The organism is Lacimonas salitolerans, from assembly GCF_042677865.1.
Lineage (GTDB): Bacteria > Pseudomonadota > Alphaproteobacteria > Rhodobacterales > Rhodobacteraceae > Lutimaribacter > Lutimaribacter salitolerans.
On record NZ_JBHUDD010000005.1, the window covers coordinates 41,483 to 59,435 of the forward strand.

15 protein-coding genes are annotated in these 17,953 nt (G+C 65.7%); 13 read left to right on the forward strand and 2 right to left on the reverse strand.

Features of this window, described 5'->3' with window-relative positions; translation table 11 throughout:
* Nucleotides 1-61 precede the first annotated feature (61 nt).
* From ACFTOW_RS01060 to ACFTOW_RS01085, 6 genes are all read left to right on the forward strand, one after another.
* Nucleotides 62-1,687: an ABC transporter substrate-binding protein gene (locus ACFTOW_RS01060; RefSeq protein WP_379912183.1), complete on the forward strand. Its 1,626-nt coding sequence runs from the start codon at nt 62-64 to the stop codon at nt 1,685-1,687.
* A 102-nt stretch (nt 1,688-1,789) separates the two neighbouring features.
* Nucleotides 1,790-2,734, forward strand: coding sequence for an ABC transporter permease (locus ACFTOW_RS01065; RefSeq protein ID WP_379912185.1), 945 nt, complete (start codon nt 1,790-1,792; stop codon nt 2,732-2,734).
* Complete coding sequence (locus ACFTOW_RS01070; protein WP_379912187.1) at nt 2,731-3,621, forward strand: ABC transporter permease; 891 nt, start codon at nt 2,731-2,733, stop codon at nt 3,619-3,621. Before ACFTOW_RS01065 ends, ACFTOW_RS01070 begins: the two co-directional genes overlap by 4 nt.
* Nucleotides 3,618-5,270 carry an ABC transporter ATP-binding protein gene (locus ACFTOW_RS01075; protein ID WP_379912189.1) on the forward strand — a complete coding sequence of 551 codons (1,653 nt, stop codon included), beginning with the start codon at nt 3,618-3,620 and terminating at the stop codon, nt 5,268-5,270. The genes ACFTOW_RS01070 and ACFTOW_RS01075 overlap by 4 nt, the downstream gene beginning before the upstream one ends.
* A 33-nt stretch (nt 5,271-5,303) precedes the next feature.
* Nucleotides 5,304-6,485, forward strand: a complete 1,182-nt coding sequence (locus ACFTOW_RS01080) for a M20 aminoacylase family protein (protein WP_379912191.1) — start codon at nt 5,304-5,306, stop codon at nt 6,483-6,485.
* A complete protein-coding gene (locus tag ACFTOW_RS01085; protein ID WP_379912193.1) occupies nt 6,482-7,618 on the forward strand; it encodes a M20/M25/M40 family metallo-hydrolase in 1,137 nt (378 codons plus the stop codon). Before ACFTOW_RS01080 ends, ACFTOW_RS01085 begins: the two co-directional genes overlap by 4 nt.
* A 126-nt stretch (nt 7,619-7,744) precedes the next feature.
* On the opposite strand, the gene ACFTOW_RS01090 is transcribed toward ACFTOW_RS01085, so the two are convergent.
* Both ACFTOW_RS01090 and ACFTOW_RS01095 read right to left on the reverse strand, forming a co-directional pair.
* A complete protein-coding gene (locus ACFTOW_RS01090; protein ID WP_379912195.1) occupies nt 7,745-8,512 on the reverse strand; it encodes a carbon-nitrogen hydrolase family protein in 768 nt (255 codons plus the stop codon).
* Nucleotides 8,509-9,774, reverse strand: a complete 1,266-nt coding sequence (locus tag ACFTOW_RS01095; RefSeq protein WP_379912197.1) for a flavin-containing monooxygenase — start codon at nt 9,772-9,774, stop codon at nt 8,509-8,511. The genes ACFTOW_RS01090 and ACFTOW_RS01095 overlap by 4 nt, the downstream gene beginning before the upstream one ends.
* Before the next feature lie 199 nt (nt 9,775-9,973).
* Here ACFTOW_RS01095 and ACFTOW_RS01100 point away from each other — a divergent pair, with 199 nt between their 5' ends.
* From ACFTOW_RS01100 to argE, 7 genes are all read left to right on the forward strand, one after another.
* Nucleotides 9,974-11,140: an aromatic ring-hydroxylating oxygenase subunit alpha gene (locus tag ACFTOW_RS01100; RefSeq protein WP_379912199.1), complete on the forward strand. Its 1,167-nt coding sequence runs from the start codon at nt 9,974-9,976 to the stop codon at nt 11,138-11,140.
* Entirely contained in the window at nt 11,130-11,546 is a 417-nt protein-coding gene (locus tag ACFTOW_RS01105) for a RidA family protein (RefSeq protein WP_379912201.1), read from the forward strand. The genes ACFTOW_RS01100 and ACFTOW_RS01105 overlap by 11 nt, the downstream gene beginning before the upstream one ends.
* Before the next feature lie 73 nt (nt 11,547-11,619).
* Nucleotides 11,620-12,294: a DUF1028 domain-containing protein gene (locus tag ACFTOW_RS01110; RefSeq protein WP_379912203.1), complete on the forward strand. Its 675-nt coding sequence runs from the start codon at nt 11,620-11,622 to the stop codon at nt 12,292-12,294.
* 64 nt (nt 12,295-12,358) lie between these two features.
* The gene (locus ACFTOW_RS01115; protein ID WP_379912205.1) at nt 12,359-13,300 is read left to right on the forward strand and encodes a LysR family transcriptional regulator; all 942 of its coding nucleotides are present in this window, start codon (nt 12,359-12,361) and stop codon (nt 13,298-13,300) included.
* 90 nt (nt 13,301-13,390) lie between these two features.
* A complete protein-coding gene (locus ACFTOW_RS01120) occupies nt 13,391-15,460 on the forward strand; it encodes an oxidoreductase (protein ID WP_379912207.1) in 2,070 nt (689 codons plus the stop codon).
* Nucleotides 15,457-16,794, forward strand: coding sequence for a pyridoxal phosphate-dependent decarboxylase family protein (locus tag ACFTOW_RS01125; protein ID WP_379912209.1), 1,338 nt, complete (start codon nt 15,457-15,459; stop codon nt 16,792-16,794). Before ACFTOW_RS01120 ends, ACFTOW_RS01125 begins: the two co-directional genes overlap by 4 nt.
* Nucleotides 16,791-17,927 carry an acetylornithine deacetylase gene (gene argE, locus ACFTOW_RS01130; RefSeq protein WP_379912211.1) on the forward strand — a complete coding sequence of 379 codons (1,137 nt, stop codon included), beginning with the start codon at nt 16,791-16,793 and terminating at the stop codon, nt 17,925-17,927. The genes ACFTOW_RS01125 and argE overlap by 4 nt, the downstream gene beginning before the upstream one ends.
* Nucleotides 17,928-17,953 lie beyond the last annotated feature (26 nt).

Genomic DNA, 17,953 nt, shown 5'->3' on the forward strand with positions numbered 1-17,953 from the left:
AGAACCGCGCCATATAAAGGGTGTCAGACCCGGCGCAAAGATCAACCAACGGGAGACTAAGATGACCAAACGACTGAACCTGTCCCACCTGCCCAAGACGATGGGCGGTGCCCTGCGCCATTCGGCGATGGCCGTGGCGCTGCTGGGCTTTGCCGCGGCGGCGGCACCTTTGAGTGCAGAGACGCTGGTGGCGGTGAAACACTCGTCGCTGCGCGTGCTGGACCCGATCCTGACCACCGCCTACATGAGCCGCAACCACGGCTACATGATTTATGATACGCTGTTCGCGCTGGATGAAAACGTGGCCCCGCAGCCGCAGATGGTCGATACGTGGGAGGTGTCGGACGACGGGCTGACCTATACCTTCACCCTGCGCGAGGGTCTGATGTTCCACGATGGCGCACCCGTGACCGGCGAGGACGTTGCAGCCTCGATCGCACGCTGGGGCGAGCGGGATGGCATGGGCCAGGTCATGATGGAATTCGTCGACAGCATGAGCGGTGACGCCGACAACCCCAACCTGTTCATCATGCAGATGAAGGAACCCTATGGCCTGGTCATCGACAGCCTCGCCAAACCGTCGTCGAACGTGCCGTTCATCATGCCCGCGCGGCTGGCCGAAACCCCCTCGACCGAGGCAGTCCCCGAGCAGATCGGGTCCGGCCCCTTCAAGTGGGTCGAGGAAGAGTTCCAGCCCGGCGTCAAGGCGGTCTATGAGAAGTTCGAAGAGTATGTGCCGCGCGAGGAGCCTTCGAGCTGGGCGGCTGGCGGCAAGAACGTCAATGTCGACCGCGTGGAATGGGTGGTGTTTCCCGACGATCAGACGACGCTGAACGCGCTGATGGCCGGCGAGATCGATTATTGGGAAAGCCCGCCCAACGATCTGTTGCCGATCCTGGATGCCAACCCCGATATCAACACCCGCAACCTCAACATCCTTGGCTATCAGACGATCATGCGCCCGAACGCGCTGCATCCGCCGATGGACAACCCGCTGATCCGCAAGGCGGCCATCGCCTCGGTCTATCAAAAGGACGTGCTGGATGCGCTGGTGGGGGATCCGCAGTACTACAAGCTGTGCGGCGCGATGTTCGTCTGTGACACCCCGCTGGCGACCGAAGTCGGATCGGAAACCCTGACCACCGGCAATGGCAAGGAGATGGCCCAGCAACTGCTGGAAGAGGCCGGATATGACGGCACGCCGATCGTGATCATGCACCCCACCGACGTGGGCTCGCTGCGCACGCAGCCGGTTGTCGTGGCGCAGGCCATGCGCGATGTCGGCTTTACCGTCGATCTGCAGGCGATGGACTGGCAGACCCTCGTAGGTCGTCGCGCCAGCCAGGCCGAGCCAAGCGATGGTGGCTGGAACATGTTCATGACCAACTGGGTGGGCGCAGATGTGTTCAACCCGCTGGTCAACAACATGGTCAACGGTAAGGGCGCCGAAGGCGGCTGGTTCGGCTGGCCCGAAGTGCCCGAGATCGAGGAACTGCGGATGGAATACGCCACAGCGGGAACCCTGGAAGAGCAGCAGGAGATCGCTGCCAAGATTCAGGAACTGGCCTACGAAGAGGGCATGTATGCCCCCATCGGTCAGTACTTCATCCCCACGGCCTGGTCGACGAACCTTGAGGGCGTGCTGGACGGGCCCGCACCGTTCTTCTGGAACATCACCAAGAACTGATCCGTGATCTTTGGTTCCGCGCCACCGGCGGGTGGCGCGGACCTTTGTTTTTTCCTGCAATACCGCGCCGGGACGCTGCCCGCGCAATGAAAGGTCGTGCCGATGCTGGGCTATATCGTGCAACGTATCCTTGCCGCCATTCCCGTCATGGGGTTCGTGGCGCTGTTCGTATTCCTGATGCTGCGGCTGACGCCGGGCGACCCTGCGGCGATCATCGCCGGTGACACCGCGACGCCTGAACAGCTTGAGCGTATCCGCGATGCGCTGGGTCTGAACGATCCGCTGCACATCCAGTTCTTTTCGTGGGTCGCTGACCTGTTGCGTGGCGATTTCGGCGTTTCGGTGATTTCGAACCGGCCCGTTATCGACCTGATCGCGGCGCGGATGGAGCCGACGATCAGCCTGGCGCTGACCACGATCATCCTGTCGGTGCTGATCGCTGTGCCGCTGGGGGTGATCGCGGCCTGGAAACAGGGCACACTGATCGACAAGTTCGTGATGGTGATCTCGGTCCTGGGATTTTCCGTGCCGGTCTTTGTCATCGGTTATCTGATGATCTCGCTGTTCGCGATGCAGCTCAACTGGTTCCCGGTGCAGGGGTTCCGCCCCATCGGCGACGGGCTGGGCGACTTCCTGCACCGCATAGCATTGCCGACATTCACGCTGACACTGCTGTATATCGCGCTGATCGCACGCATCACCCGCACCTCGATGCTGGAGATCCTCGGCGATGACTATGTGCGCACGGCGCGCGCCAAGGGCCTGCCGGAATGGCGGGTGCTGACACGCCACGCGCTGCGCAACTGTTCGGTGCCGATCATCACCGTCATCGGCATCGGTTTTGCCCTGATCATCTCGGGCGTGGTGGTGACCGAAAGCGTGTTCAACCTGCCGGGGCTGGGCCGTCTGACCGTGGATGCGGTGCTGGCGCGGGATTACCCCGTCATTCAGGCGGTGATCCTGCTGGCCTCGCTGATCTACGTGGTGATCAACCTGCTGATCGACATCGCCTATGTGCTGCTTGACCCGAGGATCCGTTACGCATGACCGATCAATCCACCATATCCACAAGCGCGGCCAAGCCATCGCCGCTGTCACGCGCCCGCGACATCGTGTTTTCCAGCCCGGTGGTGTTCGTGGCGTCGATCGTGCTGACGATCATCGTGCTGGCCGCGATATTCGCGCCCTGGATCGTGCCGCATGATCCGGTACGGCTGACGCCGTCGCAGCGTTTGCAGGCGCCGTCCGACGTCTACTGGCTGGGCACCGATGCCTTTGGTCGCGACATGTTCTCGCGCGTGATCTATGGCGGGCGGATTTCGCTGGTCGTGGGGCTGGGGGCGGCGGTGTTCGCCGTGTTGTCGGGGCTGATCCTGGGTCTGCTGGCAGGCTACATCCGCTGGATGGATGCCGTGCTGATGCGCATGGTCGATGGCTTGATGGCGATCCCCAACATCCTGCTGGCGATTGCCATCGTGTCGCTGTGGGGGGCCGGTCTCTGGACCGTGCTGATTGCCATCACCATCCCCGAGGTGCCACGCGTCGTCCGGCTGGTCCGGTCGGTCGTGCTGTCCGCGCGCGAAGAGCCGTATGTCGAGGCGGCCATCGCCGCGGGCTCGTCCACCTTCCTGATCATGCGGCGGCATCTGCTGCCCAACACCATCGCGCCGTTGATCATTCAGGGCACCTATATCTGCGCCTCTGCCATCCTGGTCGAGGCGATCCTGTCGTTTCTCGGCGCAGGCATCAGCCCCGAAACCCCAAGCTGGGGCAACATCATGGCCGAGGGGCGGATCTATTTCCAGATCAACCCGGGCATCGTTCTGTGGCCCGGTCTGGTGGTGTCGCTGGCCATTCTGGCCATCAACCTTCTGGGGGACGCGGTGCGTGACGCGCTGGATCCGCGCATGGCAAAACGGGGGATCGACAGATGAGCGATACACTTCTGGACATCCGCAACCTGCGCATCGCGCTGGAAGGCAATCCCGACAATCAGGTGGTCAAGGGGCTGAACCTGTCGATCGAACCGGGGCAGACCACCTGTCTGGTGGGCGAATCCGGCTCGGGCAAGTCGCTGACCGCACTTGCCACGATGGGCCTGTTGCCCAAGGTGCTGCAACCCATCGAAGGGTCGATCAGGATCAAGGGCGAGGACATCCTGAACGCCTCGCCCCAGCGGCTGCGCAAGCTGCGCGCCACGGCGATGTCGATGATCTTTCAGGAGCCGATGACAGCGCTGAACCCGGTCGCCCGCGTCGGTCAGCAGATCGAGGAGGTGCTGGAGTTTCATTCCGACATGAGCCAGTCGGCCCGAAAGAAACGTGCGCTGGAGATGATGGAGGCGGTGCACCTGCCCGATGTGGAAAAGATGTATCGCAGCTTTCCGCACCAGTTGTCGGGCGGGCAGCGGCAGCGCATCATGATCGCGATGGCGCTGATCATGCGGCCGCAACTTCTGATCGCGGATGAACCGACAACCGCCCTTGATGTGACCACGCAGGCGCAGATCCTGTCGCTGATCCGCGAGCTGCGCGAGGATCAGGGAACCGCCGTTCTGTTCATCACCCACGACATGGGCGTGGTGTCTGAAATCGCGGATACGGTCACCGTGCTGCAACTGGGCGAAGAGATGGAGACGCAGCCGATCGACCAGTTGCTGCGCCATCCGCGCACCGATTACACCCGCGACCTGCTGCGCGCCGTGCCCAGCCATGTGCCGCGCCCGCCCAGCCCGGCGGCGTCGGACAAGGTCGTGCTGAGAACGAAAGACCTGTGCAAGACCTATGGCGGTGGCGGGTTCCTCAGCCGCTCGCGCGAGGTGCACGCCGCTCAAAGCGTGAACCTGTCGGTCACGCAGGGCCGCACGCTGGGTATCGTGGGCGAAAGTGGCTCGGGCAAATCCACCGTGGCACGCTGCATCATGCGGCTGATCGACCCGACATCGGGGGAGATCATGGTGGGCGGCGAGGATATCGCCACCATGAGGCAAAGCGATCTGAAACAGCGCCGCAGCAAGATCCAGATCGTGTTCCAGGATCCCATGCGCTCGCTCAACCCCCGGCTGGAGGTGGGCGACTCGATCATCGAAGGCCCGTTGAATTTCGGTGTGCCACGCGCCAAGGCGATGGAGCGTGCGCGCGAATTGCTGGAACTGGTGGGCCTGCCGGCCACCGCCATCGACCGCTTTCCGCACCAGTTTTCCGGCGGTCAGCGGCAGCGTATCGCGATTGCGCGCGCGCTGGCGGTCGATCCCGACATTCTGGTGGCGGACGAGGCGGTGTCGGCGCTGGACGTCTCGGTGCAGGCGCAGGTGCTGGACCTGCTGGCCGAATTGCAGCAACGTCTGGGCCTTGGCATCCTGTTCATCACCCATGATCTGGGCGTCGCGGCGCAGATCTGCGACGAGGTGATGGTGATGCAATACGGCCGCGTCGTCGAATACGGCCCCGCTGGGCAGGTGCTAGGCGATCCACAGCAGGACTATACCAAGGCACTGCTGTCCGCCGCCCCAGGCCGGCACTGGGATTTCGCCAATTTCCGACCCTTTTCCGAAGGCCCCGCCGCAGATGCGGTGCACGGCTGAGGCACAACAACACACAACCCGAAAGGACCATCCATGCCCGTTCTCCCCGTGATCGCGGACAGCACAGACGAGCTGACCGAGATCTTCAAGGATCTGCACGCCCATCCCGAAATCGGGTTTACCGAGACGCGCACCGCGCAGGTGGTGGCCGAAAAGCTGCGCGCCTATGGCGTGGACGAGGTGCACACCGGTATCGCGAAAACCGGCGTCGTGGGCCTGATCAAGGGCAAGGGAGGTGGCACCCGCCGGATTGGCTTGCGCGCGGATATGGATGCGCTGCCGATCGACGAGCGGACAAACCTGCCCTATGCGTCCAAAACCGAAGGCGTGATGCATGCCTGCGGCCATGACAGCCACACCACCATGCTGCTGGGCGCGGCGAAACATCTGGCCGCGACGCGCGATTTCGACGGCACAGCAGTGGTCATCTTTCAGCCCGCCGAAGAGGGCCTTGGCGGGGCGCGCGGCATGCTGGCCGAGGGGCTGTTCGACAAGTTCCCCTGTGACGAGGTCTATGGCATGCACAACTCGCCCAACGGCCAGCCGGGCACCGTGGGCATCTGCAAGGGCGCGGCGATGGCGGGTGCCTCGTTCTTTGACATCAAGATTCAGGGGCGGGGCAGCCATGCCGCCATGCCGCAGCACTCGCGCGATCCGCTGGTGATCGCGGCGATGCTGGTGGCGCAGATCCAGACCATCGTGGCGCGCAACGTGGCGCCGCTGGATGCCTGCGTGTTCTCCGTCACGCAAAGCCATGCCGGCAGCGCCTACAACATCGTGCCCGACACCGCCACGCTGGCCGGCACGATCCGGTATTTCAAGGACGAGGTGCGCGAGATTGCCGAATCCCGCCTGCGCGACCTGTGCGACGGCATGGCCAAGGCGTATGGAGTCGAGATCGAGCTGGACCTGCGCAACATATTCGACGTGCTCATGAACGATGACGCGCTGTCGGATGCCTATATGGAGGCGGCGGCGGATATCGTCGGGGTCGAGAACATCAGCGACACGGACGAGCCCGCGACAGGCTCGGAGGATTTCGCCGACATGCTCAAGGTCGTGCCGGGCGCCTATTGCCGGGTCGGGCACGCGGGCACGCTGCCGCTGCACAACCCCGGTTTCGTGCTGGACCCGTCGGTTCTGCCGGTGGGGGCGTCGATCATGGCGCGCATTGTCGAACGCCGGTTGGCGATGGCAACGGAGGTGGCGGCATGAGCATGGACCCGCTGAAACTGCCGTTCGACGCGGATGAGATGCTGGCCGGGCTGCGGCCCTGGATCGAATGCGAAAGCCCCACCCATGATGCGGCAGCGGTGGACCGGATGATGGATCTGGCCGCCTATGACCTGGCGCAGATGGCGCAGGTCGAGCGCATTCCGGGGCGGCTGGGCTTTGGCGGATCGGTCCGGGCGAGGTTCCCGCACCCGAAGGCGGGCGAGCCTGGGGTGCTGATCCTGGGCCATATGGACACGGTGCACCCGGTCGGCACGCTGGCGAAACTGCCGTTCAGGCGCGAGGGCGACATCTGCTATGGCCCCGGCATCATGGACATGAAGGGCGGCAACTATGCCGCGACCGAGGCGCTGCGCCAGTTGATCCGCGCGGGCATGGAAACGCCGCTGCCGGTGACGGTGCTGTTCACCCCCGATGAAGAGGTCGGCACGCCCTCGACCCGCGAGCTGATCGAGGCGGAGGCCGCGCGCAACAAATACGTGCTGGTGCCCGAGCCCGCCCGCGACGACGGCGGCGCAGTGATCGGGCGCTATGCCATCGCGCGGTTCAACCTGATGACCAAAGGACGGCCCAGCCATGCCGGCGCGCGCCTGTCCGAAGGGCGCAGCGCGATTGCCCTGATGGCGCGCAAGCTGCTTGAGATCGAGGCGATGACCGGCGAGGACTGCACCTTCAGCGTCGGGGTGATCCATGGCGGGCAATGGGTGAACTGCGTGTCGTCGCTGTGCGAGGGGCAATCGCTGAGCATGGCCAAGACGCAGAAGGATCTGGACGATGGCGTGGCGCGGATGATGGCGCTGGCCGGCGAAGAGAACGGGGTGGAGTTCCGCATCACCCGTGGCGTCACCCGGCCCGTGTGGGAGCCTGACCATCCCGGCACCATGGCGATGTTCGAGATGGCCAGGGAAATTGCCGCCGAGCTGGGGTTCGAGCTGACCGGATCGAGTTCGGGCGGCGGTTCGGACGGCAATTTCACCGGCGCGATGGGTATTCCCACGCTGGATTCGCTGGGCGTGCGGGGCAAGGGGTTGCACACGCTGACCGAACATATCGAAGTGGCCAGCCTGCCCGAGCGCGGCAAGCTGATGGCGGCGATGATGATGCGGCTGACGTGACCAGCCTGACCTGATCTGAAGGAGCGCGCGTTCCGCGCGCGCTGTGGGCGCATCGCGGTCGCGATGCGGAATGAGGGGGCGTTGCCCCCTCAAACTCCCCCGGGATATTTCCGGAGAGAGGAAGGATCAGACCTGTCGTCGGTCGCGCGCCTGCGTGCCGAGGGTGGCCGGGTCTATCGTGGCGATCGCGTCGAGATCGGCGATCAGCAGCGCCTCGCCCCGGCCCGCGCTGGCAAGGGGCTGGGCATCGGGGCCGGTGATGACGGATTTGCCGCCATAGCTCAGCCCGTTTTCGGTGCCGCAGAAATTGGCATAGGCGATGGTGATGCGGTTTTCGGCGGCGCGGGCGGGCACCAGCGTGTCGGCCACCAGATCGAAGCCCGCCGGATTTGCCGTGGGCACCAGCAACAGGGTGACGCCCCGGTCGGCCAGCGCCTGCACATGGTGGGCGAATTCCACGTCATAGCAGATCAGCACGGCGGCGCGCCGGCCCTCCAGATCGAAGCTGCAGTGGCTGTCGCCGGGGGTGAAGGCCGTGTTCTCCATCGGGCCGAAAAGCTGGATCTTGCGGTAATGCGCCAGCACCGCGCCGGATGCGTCAAGGCAGGTGGCCGCGTTGTAGAGCGTGTCGCCCGCGCGCTCGGCCCAGCCGATGGTCAACCCGCAGCCATGGCTGCGGCACAGATCGGCCAGCCGTTTCTGCCAGTCGCCGCCCTGCGGCTGGGCCAGATCGGCAAAGCGGTCGGGCTGGTTGTAGCCGGGCAGGAACAGTTCGGGCATCACGGCCATCCTGGCCCCGCCTGTCGCCGCCGCGGACAGAACCCGCGCGATCACCTCGAAGGCGCGGTCGATGTCTCCGGCGGGCGAGGGGCCCTGGTAGAGGGCAAGTTTCATGCGTCTTCCTGCTGGCGCTGCTCTGCGCCTTGATAGGCCATGTAGTCGCGCTGGATCGCGATCTGGTCGGCCACATATTTGGCGTCGTGCCAGACGCCCCAGATGAAGGACGACCCGCGCCGCGATTGCCATGGCAACCCGATGAAATAGACCCCCGGTGTGCGCGAAACGCCGCGCGTGTGCAAGGGGCGGCCGCGATCATCGTAGGTGTCGGCCTGCAACCAGCCATAGTCGAGCGCATAGCCGGTGGCCCAGAGGATCGTGGTGATCCCGGCCTGTGCCAGGTCAAGCTCCAGCACCGGGTCGGTGACGCAGGGTGGATCGGCGGGGATGTCGCGGGCCTGCGGCTCGGGCGGCAGATCGGCACCGTTGGAGGTGACCCAGGCGTCGGCCTCGTCGAGCACCGACAGGTAATTGGCGTCGCCCTTGTGCAGGTTGTCGGCCAGATCGGGGGCAAAGCGCATCTTGCCGTCCCGGTAGCTTTCGGTGCGGCCCACCAGCGTCATGCCCTGGTTGGCCAGCTTGCGGAACTCGATCGTCTTGCCGCCATCGGCCCCGCTGACCGCGATGGTGACATGCTCGGCGCCCGCCGCCGGTGTGTCGGCGTTCCATTTGCCCAGCACGCCCAGCCACCAGACGAAATCGCGCCCGCGATAGCTGCGCGGGGGGCGGTCGTGGGGGCCCACCGACAGATACACCTGCCGGCCCGAACGCATCAGTTCCTCGGCGATCTGCACGCCGGACGAGCCTGCGCCCACTACCAGCACCGCGCCCTGTGGCAACTGGCCGGGGTTGCGGTAGGCGTTGGAATGCATCTGCGTCACCGGCGCGTCCTGTGGCACGATGGGCGGAATGATGGGCCGCTGGAACGGGCCGGTGGCGGCGACCACGGTCTGCGCCTCGATCACGCCATCCGAGGTTTCGACGCGAAAGCCCTGCCGCCCGTCCAGCGGTGCGGCGCGCGTCACCTCGACCCCGGTGCGGATCGGCGCGCCTATTTTCCGGGCATAGGCGACGAAGTACTCTGCCACGCTTTCCTTGTCGGGAAAGTCATCGGGGCCGCAGGAAAAGTCGCGGTTGGGAAAGCGGTCGTGCCATGCCGGGCCGTTGGCGACCAGCGAGTCCCACCGTTCGGAGCGCCAGCGTTCGGCGATGCGGTGGCGTTCCAGCACGAGGTGGGGGATGTTGTGGCTGCTCAGATGCTCGCTCATCGCGATGCCTGCCTGACCGCCGCCCACGACGACCGTGTGTGTCTTTTCCATGCCACCTGTCCTTTTTCGAATTGCTTGACGGGTAGGGTAAGGCAGGGGGCGCATTGCCAAAAATACTGTTTGGTGAAGCATTGGTTGGGCATACGCTAAGATGCCTTAGCCAAGCCCTAAGCGGTACTGAGGCTATCCATGCTTGGCACGCGCGGTCAAAAGTCGGATCGTCGGGTGACACGACCGGGGACAGCAACCGATGGCCAGGGACATTTCCGAAAGCACCATACTGGACGGGCTGCGCGCAGCGGCCAATGCGCCGTTCGAACAGGCGCGCGCGATGCCGCCCGAGGTCTATACCACCGATGCCTTTCTGGCGCTTGAGACGCAGCACATCTTTGCGCGTGACTGGTATTGCGTGGGGCGCGCGGATCAGCTGGCCAATCCGGGCGACTACCTGACCTGCGATCTGGCAGGGCAACCTGTGGCGGTGATCCGCGATCAGGGCGGGATGTTGCGGGCCATGTCGAACGTGTGCCTGCACCGGATGTCCACGCTGCTGCAAGGTAGCGGCAACACCCGCAGTATCGTGTGCCCCTATCATGCCTGGACCTACAACCTGGATGGCAGCCTGCGCGGGGCGCCCGCGATGACGCAGAACGAAGGGTTCTGCAAGGATGCCTATCGCCTGCCGCACCTGCGCTGCGAAGAGTGGCTGGGCTGGGTGTTCATCACGCTGAACCCCGACGCGGTGCCGGTGGCCGAGCGGCTGGCCGGCCTTGAGGCGATGATCGCGGGCTATGAAATGGCGCGCTATACTCAGGCGTTTTCCGAGGAGCATGTCTGGAACACCAACTGGAAGGTGCTGGCCGAGAATTTCATGGAAAGCTATCACCTGCCGGTCTGTCACTCGGGCACCATCGGGGGGCTGAGCAAGCTGGAAGAGATGGTCTGCCCGCCCGGGCAGGCGGGGTTCAATTACCATACCATCCTGAAGGACGAGAGCCTGCGCATCGCCTGCGCGCATCCGTCCAACGACCGGCTGAGCGGCGATGCGCGGCGGATGACCTATCTGATCGCGGTCTACCCCTCGCTGCTGATCACGCTGACGCCGGGGTATTTCTGGTACCTGTCGCTGCTGCCCAAAGGGCCGGGGCAGGTGCATATCCGCTTTGGCGGCGGCATGTCGGATGATTTTGCGGGCGATACCGATGCGGATGCGAATTTCGCGGATCTCAAGACGCTGCTGGACGACGTGAACATCGAGGATCGCGGCTGCACCGAAAAGGTGTTTCGCGGGCTGTCCTCGCCGATGGCGCGGGCGGGGCATCTGTCGCATCTGGAACGGCCGAATTATGATTTCGCGCGGTATCTGCTGGGGCGGATCGAAACGGGGCAAGAGGCAGGGGCACAGCATGGCACATGAACGGATACGCAAATTCAACACGCGCGAGACCTATCCCGAACAGAATCTGGACAATGATCTGGCGCAGGCGGTGGTCACCACGGGGGGGCGGATCGTCTGGCTGCGCGGGCAATGCCCGCAGGAGCTGGATACGGCGCAAAACATCGCCAGCCATGACCCGGTGGAGCAGACCCACAAGGTGATGCAGAACATCCGGCAGTTGATCGAAGAAGCGGGCGGCAGCATGGAGCATCTGGTCAAGGTGGTGGTCTATATCACCGACGTGCGCCACCGCGAGGCGGTGTATCGCACCATGGGCGAGTATATCCGCGGCGTGCATCCGGTCTCGACCGGGCTGGTGGTTCAGGCGCTGGCGCGGCCCGAGTGGCTGGTCGAGATCGACGGCACGGCGGTCATTCCCGATTGAGGGCGGGCTGGGGGCGCTGCCCCCGTCCTCGTTCCGAGGACTCCCCCGGGATATTTTCAGAGAGAGGAAACACATGACGTTCTCACTGGTGGCGCGCTGTGCGAAGACGGGCATGTTCGGGGTGGCGATCTCGTCATCCTCGCCTGCGGTGGCGGCGCGCTGTGCCTATGCGCGGGCAGGGGTGGGGGCGGTCGCGTCGCAGAACGTGACCGACCCGACGCTGGGGCCGCTGGCGCTGGACATGATGGCGGGGGGCATGGGCGCGGACCAGGCGGTGGCCGAGGTGCGGCGGCGCGGGGCCTTTATCGAGTACCGGCAGGTTCTGGTGGTGGACGGATCCGGGCAGACGGGCATTCATTCCGGGCCGAATTCTTTGGGGATATGGACGCAGGCGCAGGGGCCGGATGTGGCCTCGGGCGGGAACCTGCTGGCCAATGACTGCGTGCCGCAGGCCATCGTTGACGGCTTTCTGGCCAGCTCCGGCCATCTGGGCGACCGGCTGATTGCCGCGCTGCGTGCCGGGCTGGCGGCGGGGGGCGAGGCCGGGCCGGTGCATTCGGCGGGCCTGATGTTGGTCGACCAGGTGCCATGGCCTGTGGCCGACCTGCGCTGCGACTGGACCGAAGGCTGCCCGATCGAGGCGGTGGCGCGGGCGTGGGAAGTCTACAAACCCCAGCTTGATGCCTATGTGCAGCGCGCGCTGGACCCGCGGGCCGCCCCGTCCTACGGCGTACCCGGCGACGACTAGCGCCGCTTGCCAACGGTCGCGCGCGCGGTCACTCTGATCCCATGACATCGGATGGGGATCGGGGATGCTGAGGTACACCCTGCGGCAGCTGGAATATTTCGTCGCCGTGGGCGAGGCAGGCAGCATCGCGCGGGCGTCGGAACGGATCAACGTCTCTTCGCCTTCGATTTCCGCCGCGATCACGCAGCTGGAGCAGGAGTTCGGGCTGCCGCTGTTCGTGCGCCAGCATGCGCAGGGCCTGTCGCTGACCCAGGGCGGGCGACAGATGCTGGAACAGGCGCGCGTGGCCCTGCGCGAGGCGGGCGCGCTAATGGATATTGCAGGCGACATCGCGGGCACGGTGCGCGGGCCGATGGCGGTGGGCTGTCTGGTGACATTCGCGCAGATCGTCCTGCCCACCCTGCGGCGCGGGTTCGAGGCGACGTTTCCCGATGTGCGCCTGCGCCAGCTGGAGCTGAACCAGCTTGAGATCTTCAGCGCGCTGCGCCGGTCGGAAATCGACGTGGCGCTGACCTATGACCTTGAGGTGCCTGCCGATCTGCGCTTCGACCCGCTGCTGACCCTGCCGCCCTTTGCGCTGGTGGACGAGGGGCACGCGCTGGCAGGGCGCGACAGGGTGACGGTGGCGGATCTGAAGGATCATCCGATGGTGCTGCTGGATCTGCCGCTGAGTTCCGACTATTTTTTAAGCTTTTTTGCCGAGATCGGCGTCAAGCCGATGGTGGCCGAGCGCACCCGCGACATGGCGGTGATGCGCAGCATGGTGGGCAACGGCTTTGGCTATTCCATCGCCAATGTCCGGCCGCTGAACCCGCTGTCGCCCGATGGCAAGCCGTTGCGCTTCATCCCGATCGCCGGGCCGGTGCGGCCCTTGCAGATGGGGCTGCTGATGGCGCGCGATGCGACCAAATCCAACGCGGTGCGCGCCTTTGGCGAGCATGCCCGCGCGGCGGTGACGCAAGGCGGCTGGCCCTCGATCGGGGCGATCGCGGTGACCGCGCCTTAGCCTGCGCCTAAGCGGTGCTTTCGCAGGGGGTTCTTGGCCTTCCGCGCGCCGTGGCTATCCTGCCCCGAACCCAGCCAGAGGAGCCTGACCTTGCGCGATCCCCGCTATGACATCCTGTTTCAGCCGCTGACCATCGGGCCGGTGACGGCCAAGAACCGTTTCTACCAGGTGCCGCATTGCAACGGAGGCGGCTATCGCGATCCGTCGGCGGCGGCAGAGATGCGCGGGATCAAGGCGCAGGGCGGCTGGGGCGTGATCTTCACCGAGCAGTGCGAGATGCACCATACATCCGAGATCACGCCGTTCATCGAACTGCGCCTGTGGGAGGACAAGGATATCCCCGGGCTTGCGCGCATGGCGGGCAAGATGAAGGAACACGGCGCGCTGGCGGGCATCCAGCTGGCCTATTCCGGGGTGAACGGCCCCAACCTGTACACGCGCGAGGTGCCGCTGGCCGTGTCGGCCATGCCGATCCGCACCTTCACCAACGATCCGGTGCAGGCCCGCGCCCTGAGCAAGGACGAGATCCGCGACCTGCGGCGCTGGTTCGTCAATGCTGCGAAACGCTCGCAAACGGCGGGGTTCGACCTGATCTGCCTGTATGGCGCGCACGGGTTTGGAATCTTTCAGCATTTTCTAAGTCGCGCCACCAACCAGCGCGATGATGAATACGGCGGCAGTCTGGAAAACCGCGCAAGATTCGCGCGCGAGGTGGTGGCCGATATCCGCGATGCGGTGGGCGACACCATGGGCATCACCATGCGCGTGTCACTGGACGAGACGATTGGCGAGCTTGGCTTTTCCAACGCCGAGCTGCGCGATTTCATCGAGATGAACCGCAACCTGCCCGATATGTGGGACCTGGCCCATGGCACGTGGGAAGAATGTTCCGGCCCGTCGCGGTTCAAGGACGAAGCCGCGCAGGAGCAGCTTGTGCGCGGTATCCGCGAGCTGACCGACCGGCCCGTGGTGGGCGTTGGCCGCTTCACCAGCCCCGACGTGATGGCGCGGATGATCCGCAGCGGCACGCTGGATGCCATCGGCTGTGCGCGACCCTCGATCGCCGATCCGTTCCTGCCAAAGAAGATCGAGGAAGGCCGGATCGAGGATATCCGCGAATGCATCGGCTGCAACATCTGCATCACCGGCGACATGACCATGAGCCTGAGCCGCTGCACCCAGAACCCCACCTTCATGGAGGAGTGGCGCAAGGGCTGGCACCCCGAACAGATGAACACCAAGGGCGACAGCGCCTCGGTGCTGGTGGTTGGGGCCGGGCCAGCGGGGCTGGAGGCCGCGCGCGCGCTGGGTCTGCGCGGCTATGACGTGGCGCTGGCCGAGGCGGGAACCGAGCTGGGCGGGCGGCTGGTGGGCGAGCGCAAGCTGCCGGGCCTGTCGGCCTGGGGCCGCGTGGTGGATTACCGCCAGTACCAGATCAGCCAGCGTCCCAACGTGGAGGTCTATTTCGACAGCGCGCTGGATGCCGAAGGTATCCTTGAGTTCGGGTTCGAGAACATCTGCATCGCCACCGGGGCCAGGTGGCGGCGCGATGGCGTCAGCCGTCAGCATGTGGTGCCGATACCGATCGATCCGGCGACGCCGCTGTTCACCCCCGATGACATCATGGCGGGGCAGGTGCCGCGCGGGCGCGTGGTGATCTATGACGACGATCACTACTACATGGGCGGCGTGATGGCCGAACTGCTGGTGCAGGCGGGCTGCGAGGTCAGCATCGTCACGCCCTCGGCCTATCTGTCGGACTGGACGGTGAACACGCTGGAGCAGCACACCATCCATCGCAGGCTGGTGGGGATGGGGGTGGATATCGTGCTGAACCGGGGGGTGGTGGAAATCGGCAAGGGGCATGTGGTGTCGAACTGCACCTATACCGACAGGCTGCGCGAGATCGGCTGCGATGCGGTGGTGATTGTTGCCTCTAAAGCATCGAACACCGGGGTTTACGACGACCTGCTGGCGCGGCAGGCGGACTGGGCGGATGCGGGCATCAGATCGGTGCGCATCATCGGGGATGCCGAGGCTCCGGGGCCGATTGCCTGGGCCACCTATGCCGGGCACCGCTATGCGCGCGAACTGGACATGGCCGACATCGGCGATGACCTGCCGTTCCGGCGCGAGATCACGGGGCTGGCCGCACAATGACCGACCCGCTGTTTCCATTTCCGCAGGCTGCCACGCGAAGGATGCTGGACTGGACCGGCGCGCGCATCGCCGATGGCCCGGACCCCAAGCATGGCGCGCAGAGCTTTGCCGCGCTGGAGCCTGCGCTTGGCGGATCGATCACCGAAGGCGGGATGGACCCGGCGCAGGCGTTCAGGCTGTTCACCGACACCATCGTGCCCTCGACCCGGCCCTTCGGGCATCCCACAAGCCTGTCCTTCGTCGCCTCGGCCCCCAGCCGCGCTGCGCTGAGCTTTGATGCCGCCCTTGGCGCGGCGGGTATCTTTGCCGGCAACTGGGACGGGGGCGCAGGGGCGATCCACGCGGAAAATCAGGCGTTGCGCTGGCTGGCCGATCTGGCGGGCTGGCCCGCGCAGGCGGGCGGCGTGTTCGTCGCGGGCGGCACGCTGGGCAACCTGTCGGCGCTGCATGCGGCGCGCGAATGGCGGTCGGGGCAGGGGCCACGGCCTGACCGATGGGCGATCCTGTGTTCAAGCGAGGCGCACAGCAGCATCATGGCGGTGGCGCGGGTGATGGATGTGGATGTGATCGTGGTGCCCGCCGATGACACGGGGCGGATGGATGGCGACACGGCCGCCGCCTCTCTGACGCCTGCGGTCTTTGCCATCGTTGCCAATGCCGGGGCCACCAATTGCGGGGCCGTGGATGATATCGCCGGGCTGGCCGATCTGGCCGAGGCGCATGCGCTGTGGCTGCATCTGGACGGGGCCTATGGCGGGGCGGCGTTGGCCGATCCGGGGCAGCGCACGCTGTTCGACGGGATCGAGCGCGCGCACAGCCTGATCGTGGACCCGCACAAATGGCTGTTCGCGCCCTATGACAGCTGCGCGCTGGTCTACCGTGATGCGGGGCATGGGGCTGCGGCGCATGGTCAGCAGGCGGTGTATCTGGACACGGTGGACAAGACGCACTGGAACCCGTCGGATTACGCGCTGCACCTGACGCGGCGGGCGCGGGGCCTGCCGCTTTGGTTCTCATTGGCGGTGCATGGCACGCGCGCCTATGCCGCCGCGATTGCCCGCACGCGGTCGGTGGCAGACCAAATCGCGGCCGGCATTGACGCCCTGCCGGGGCTGGAGCTGATCCTTGGCCCGCAACTGACGGTGATCCTGTTCCGGCCTGTGGGCATGGACGAGGCGCAGATGGTGGCATGGGCCGAAGCGCACCGCCGGTCCGGCGCGCTGCTGTGCCTGCCCACACGCTGGCGCGGCGAGATGGTGTTTCGCCTGTGCATCGTGAACCCCGAAACCGACCCCGATCAGGTGCTTTCGGTGCTGGGAACGCTGGGCGCATGACCCGCACGATCGAGATACTTGAAAGGCTGGTCGCCTTTGACACGGTCAGCGACCGCAGCAACTTGCCCCTGATTGGCTATGTGCAGGAATTTCTGCAGGGGCTGGGATTTGCTGTGACCCGCGTGGCCGATCCGACCGGCGACAAGGCCGGGCTGTTCGCCCGTATCGGCCCCGAGGGCGCGGGCGCGCTGCTGTCGGCGCATACCGATGTGGTGCCGGTGGCGGGGCAGGCATGGACTCGCGCGCCCTTTGCCCTGACCGTGGAAGATGACCGCCTCTACGGCCGGGGCACCACGGATATGAAGGGGTTTCTGGCCGCCATGCTGGCCGCATGCGAAGTTGCGGCGCAGGCCCCGCTGCGCGAGCCGCTGAAGCTGGCGATCTCCTATGATGAAGAGGTGGGATGCCTTGGCATCGCGCATATGATCGGCGGGCTTGAGGCCGCGATTGGCCGCCCGCGCGCCTGTATCGTGGGGGAACCGACGCAGATGCGGGTGGCGATCGGGCACAAGGGCAAGCAGGCGCTGCGCGCTGTGTGTCACGGGCAGGCGGGGCATTCCGCGCAGGCCCCGCAGTTCACCAATGCGCTGCATCTGGCTGCCGGTTTCATCACTGAGGTGCGCGGGCTTCAGGATTGGCTGGCCGCGCATGGCGCGCAGGATGCGGCCTATGATGTGCCCTACAGCACGGTGCATGTGGGGCGTCTGACCGGGGGCACCGCGCTGAACATCGTGCCCGACCGGGCGGACATGGCGCTGGAGTTCCGCCATCTGGCCGGTGACAGCCCCGATGACCTGCTGGCGCGTATCATGGCGGCGGCCGGGCGGGCCGCGGCCCCCTTTGGCGATGCGGGGCAAATTGAGGTCGAGCCGCTGACCGCCTATCCCGGTCTTGCCACCGCGCCGGATGCGCCCGTGGTGGCATGGGCGCAGGACCTGGCCGGTCAGACGGGCATAACCAAGGTGGGATTCGGCACCGAGGCCGGGTTTTTCGACGCCCTTGGCATCCCGGCGGTGGTCTGCGGGCCGGGGTCCATGACCGGGCAGGGGCACAAGCCGGACGAGTTCATCACCCACGATCAACTGGCGCAATGCGACCGGATGCTGGCACGAGTGGTGGACAGCCTGTGCTGAGCGATCTTTGCATCGCCCTGATTTTG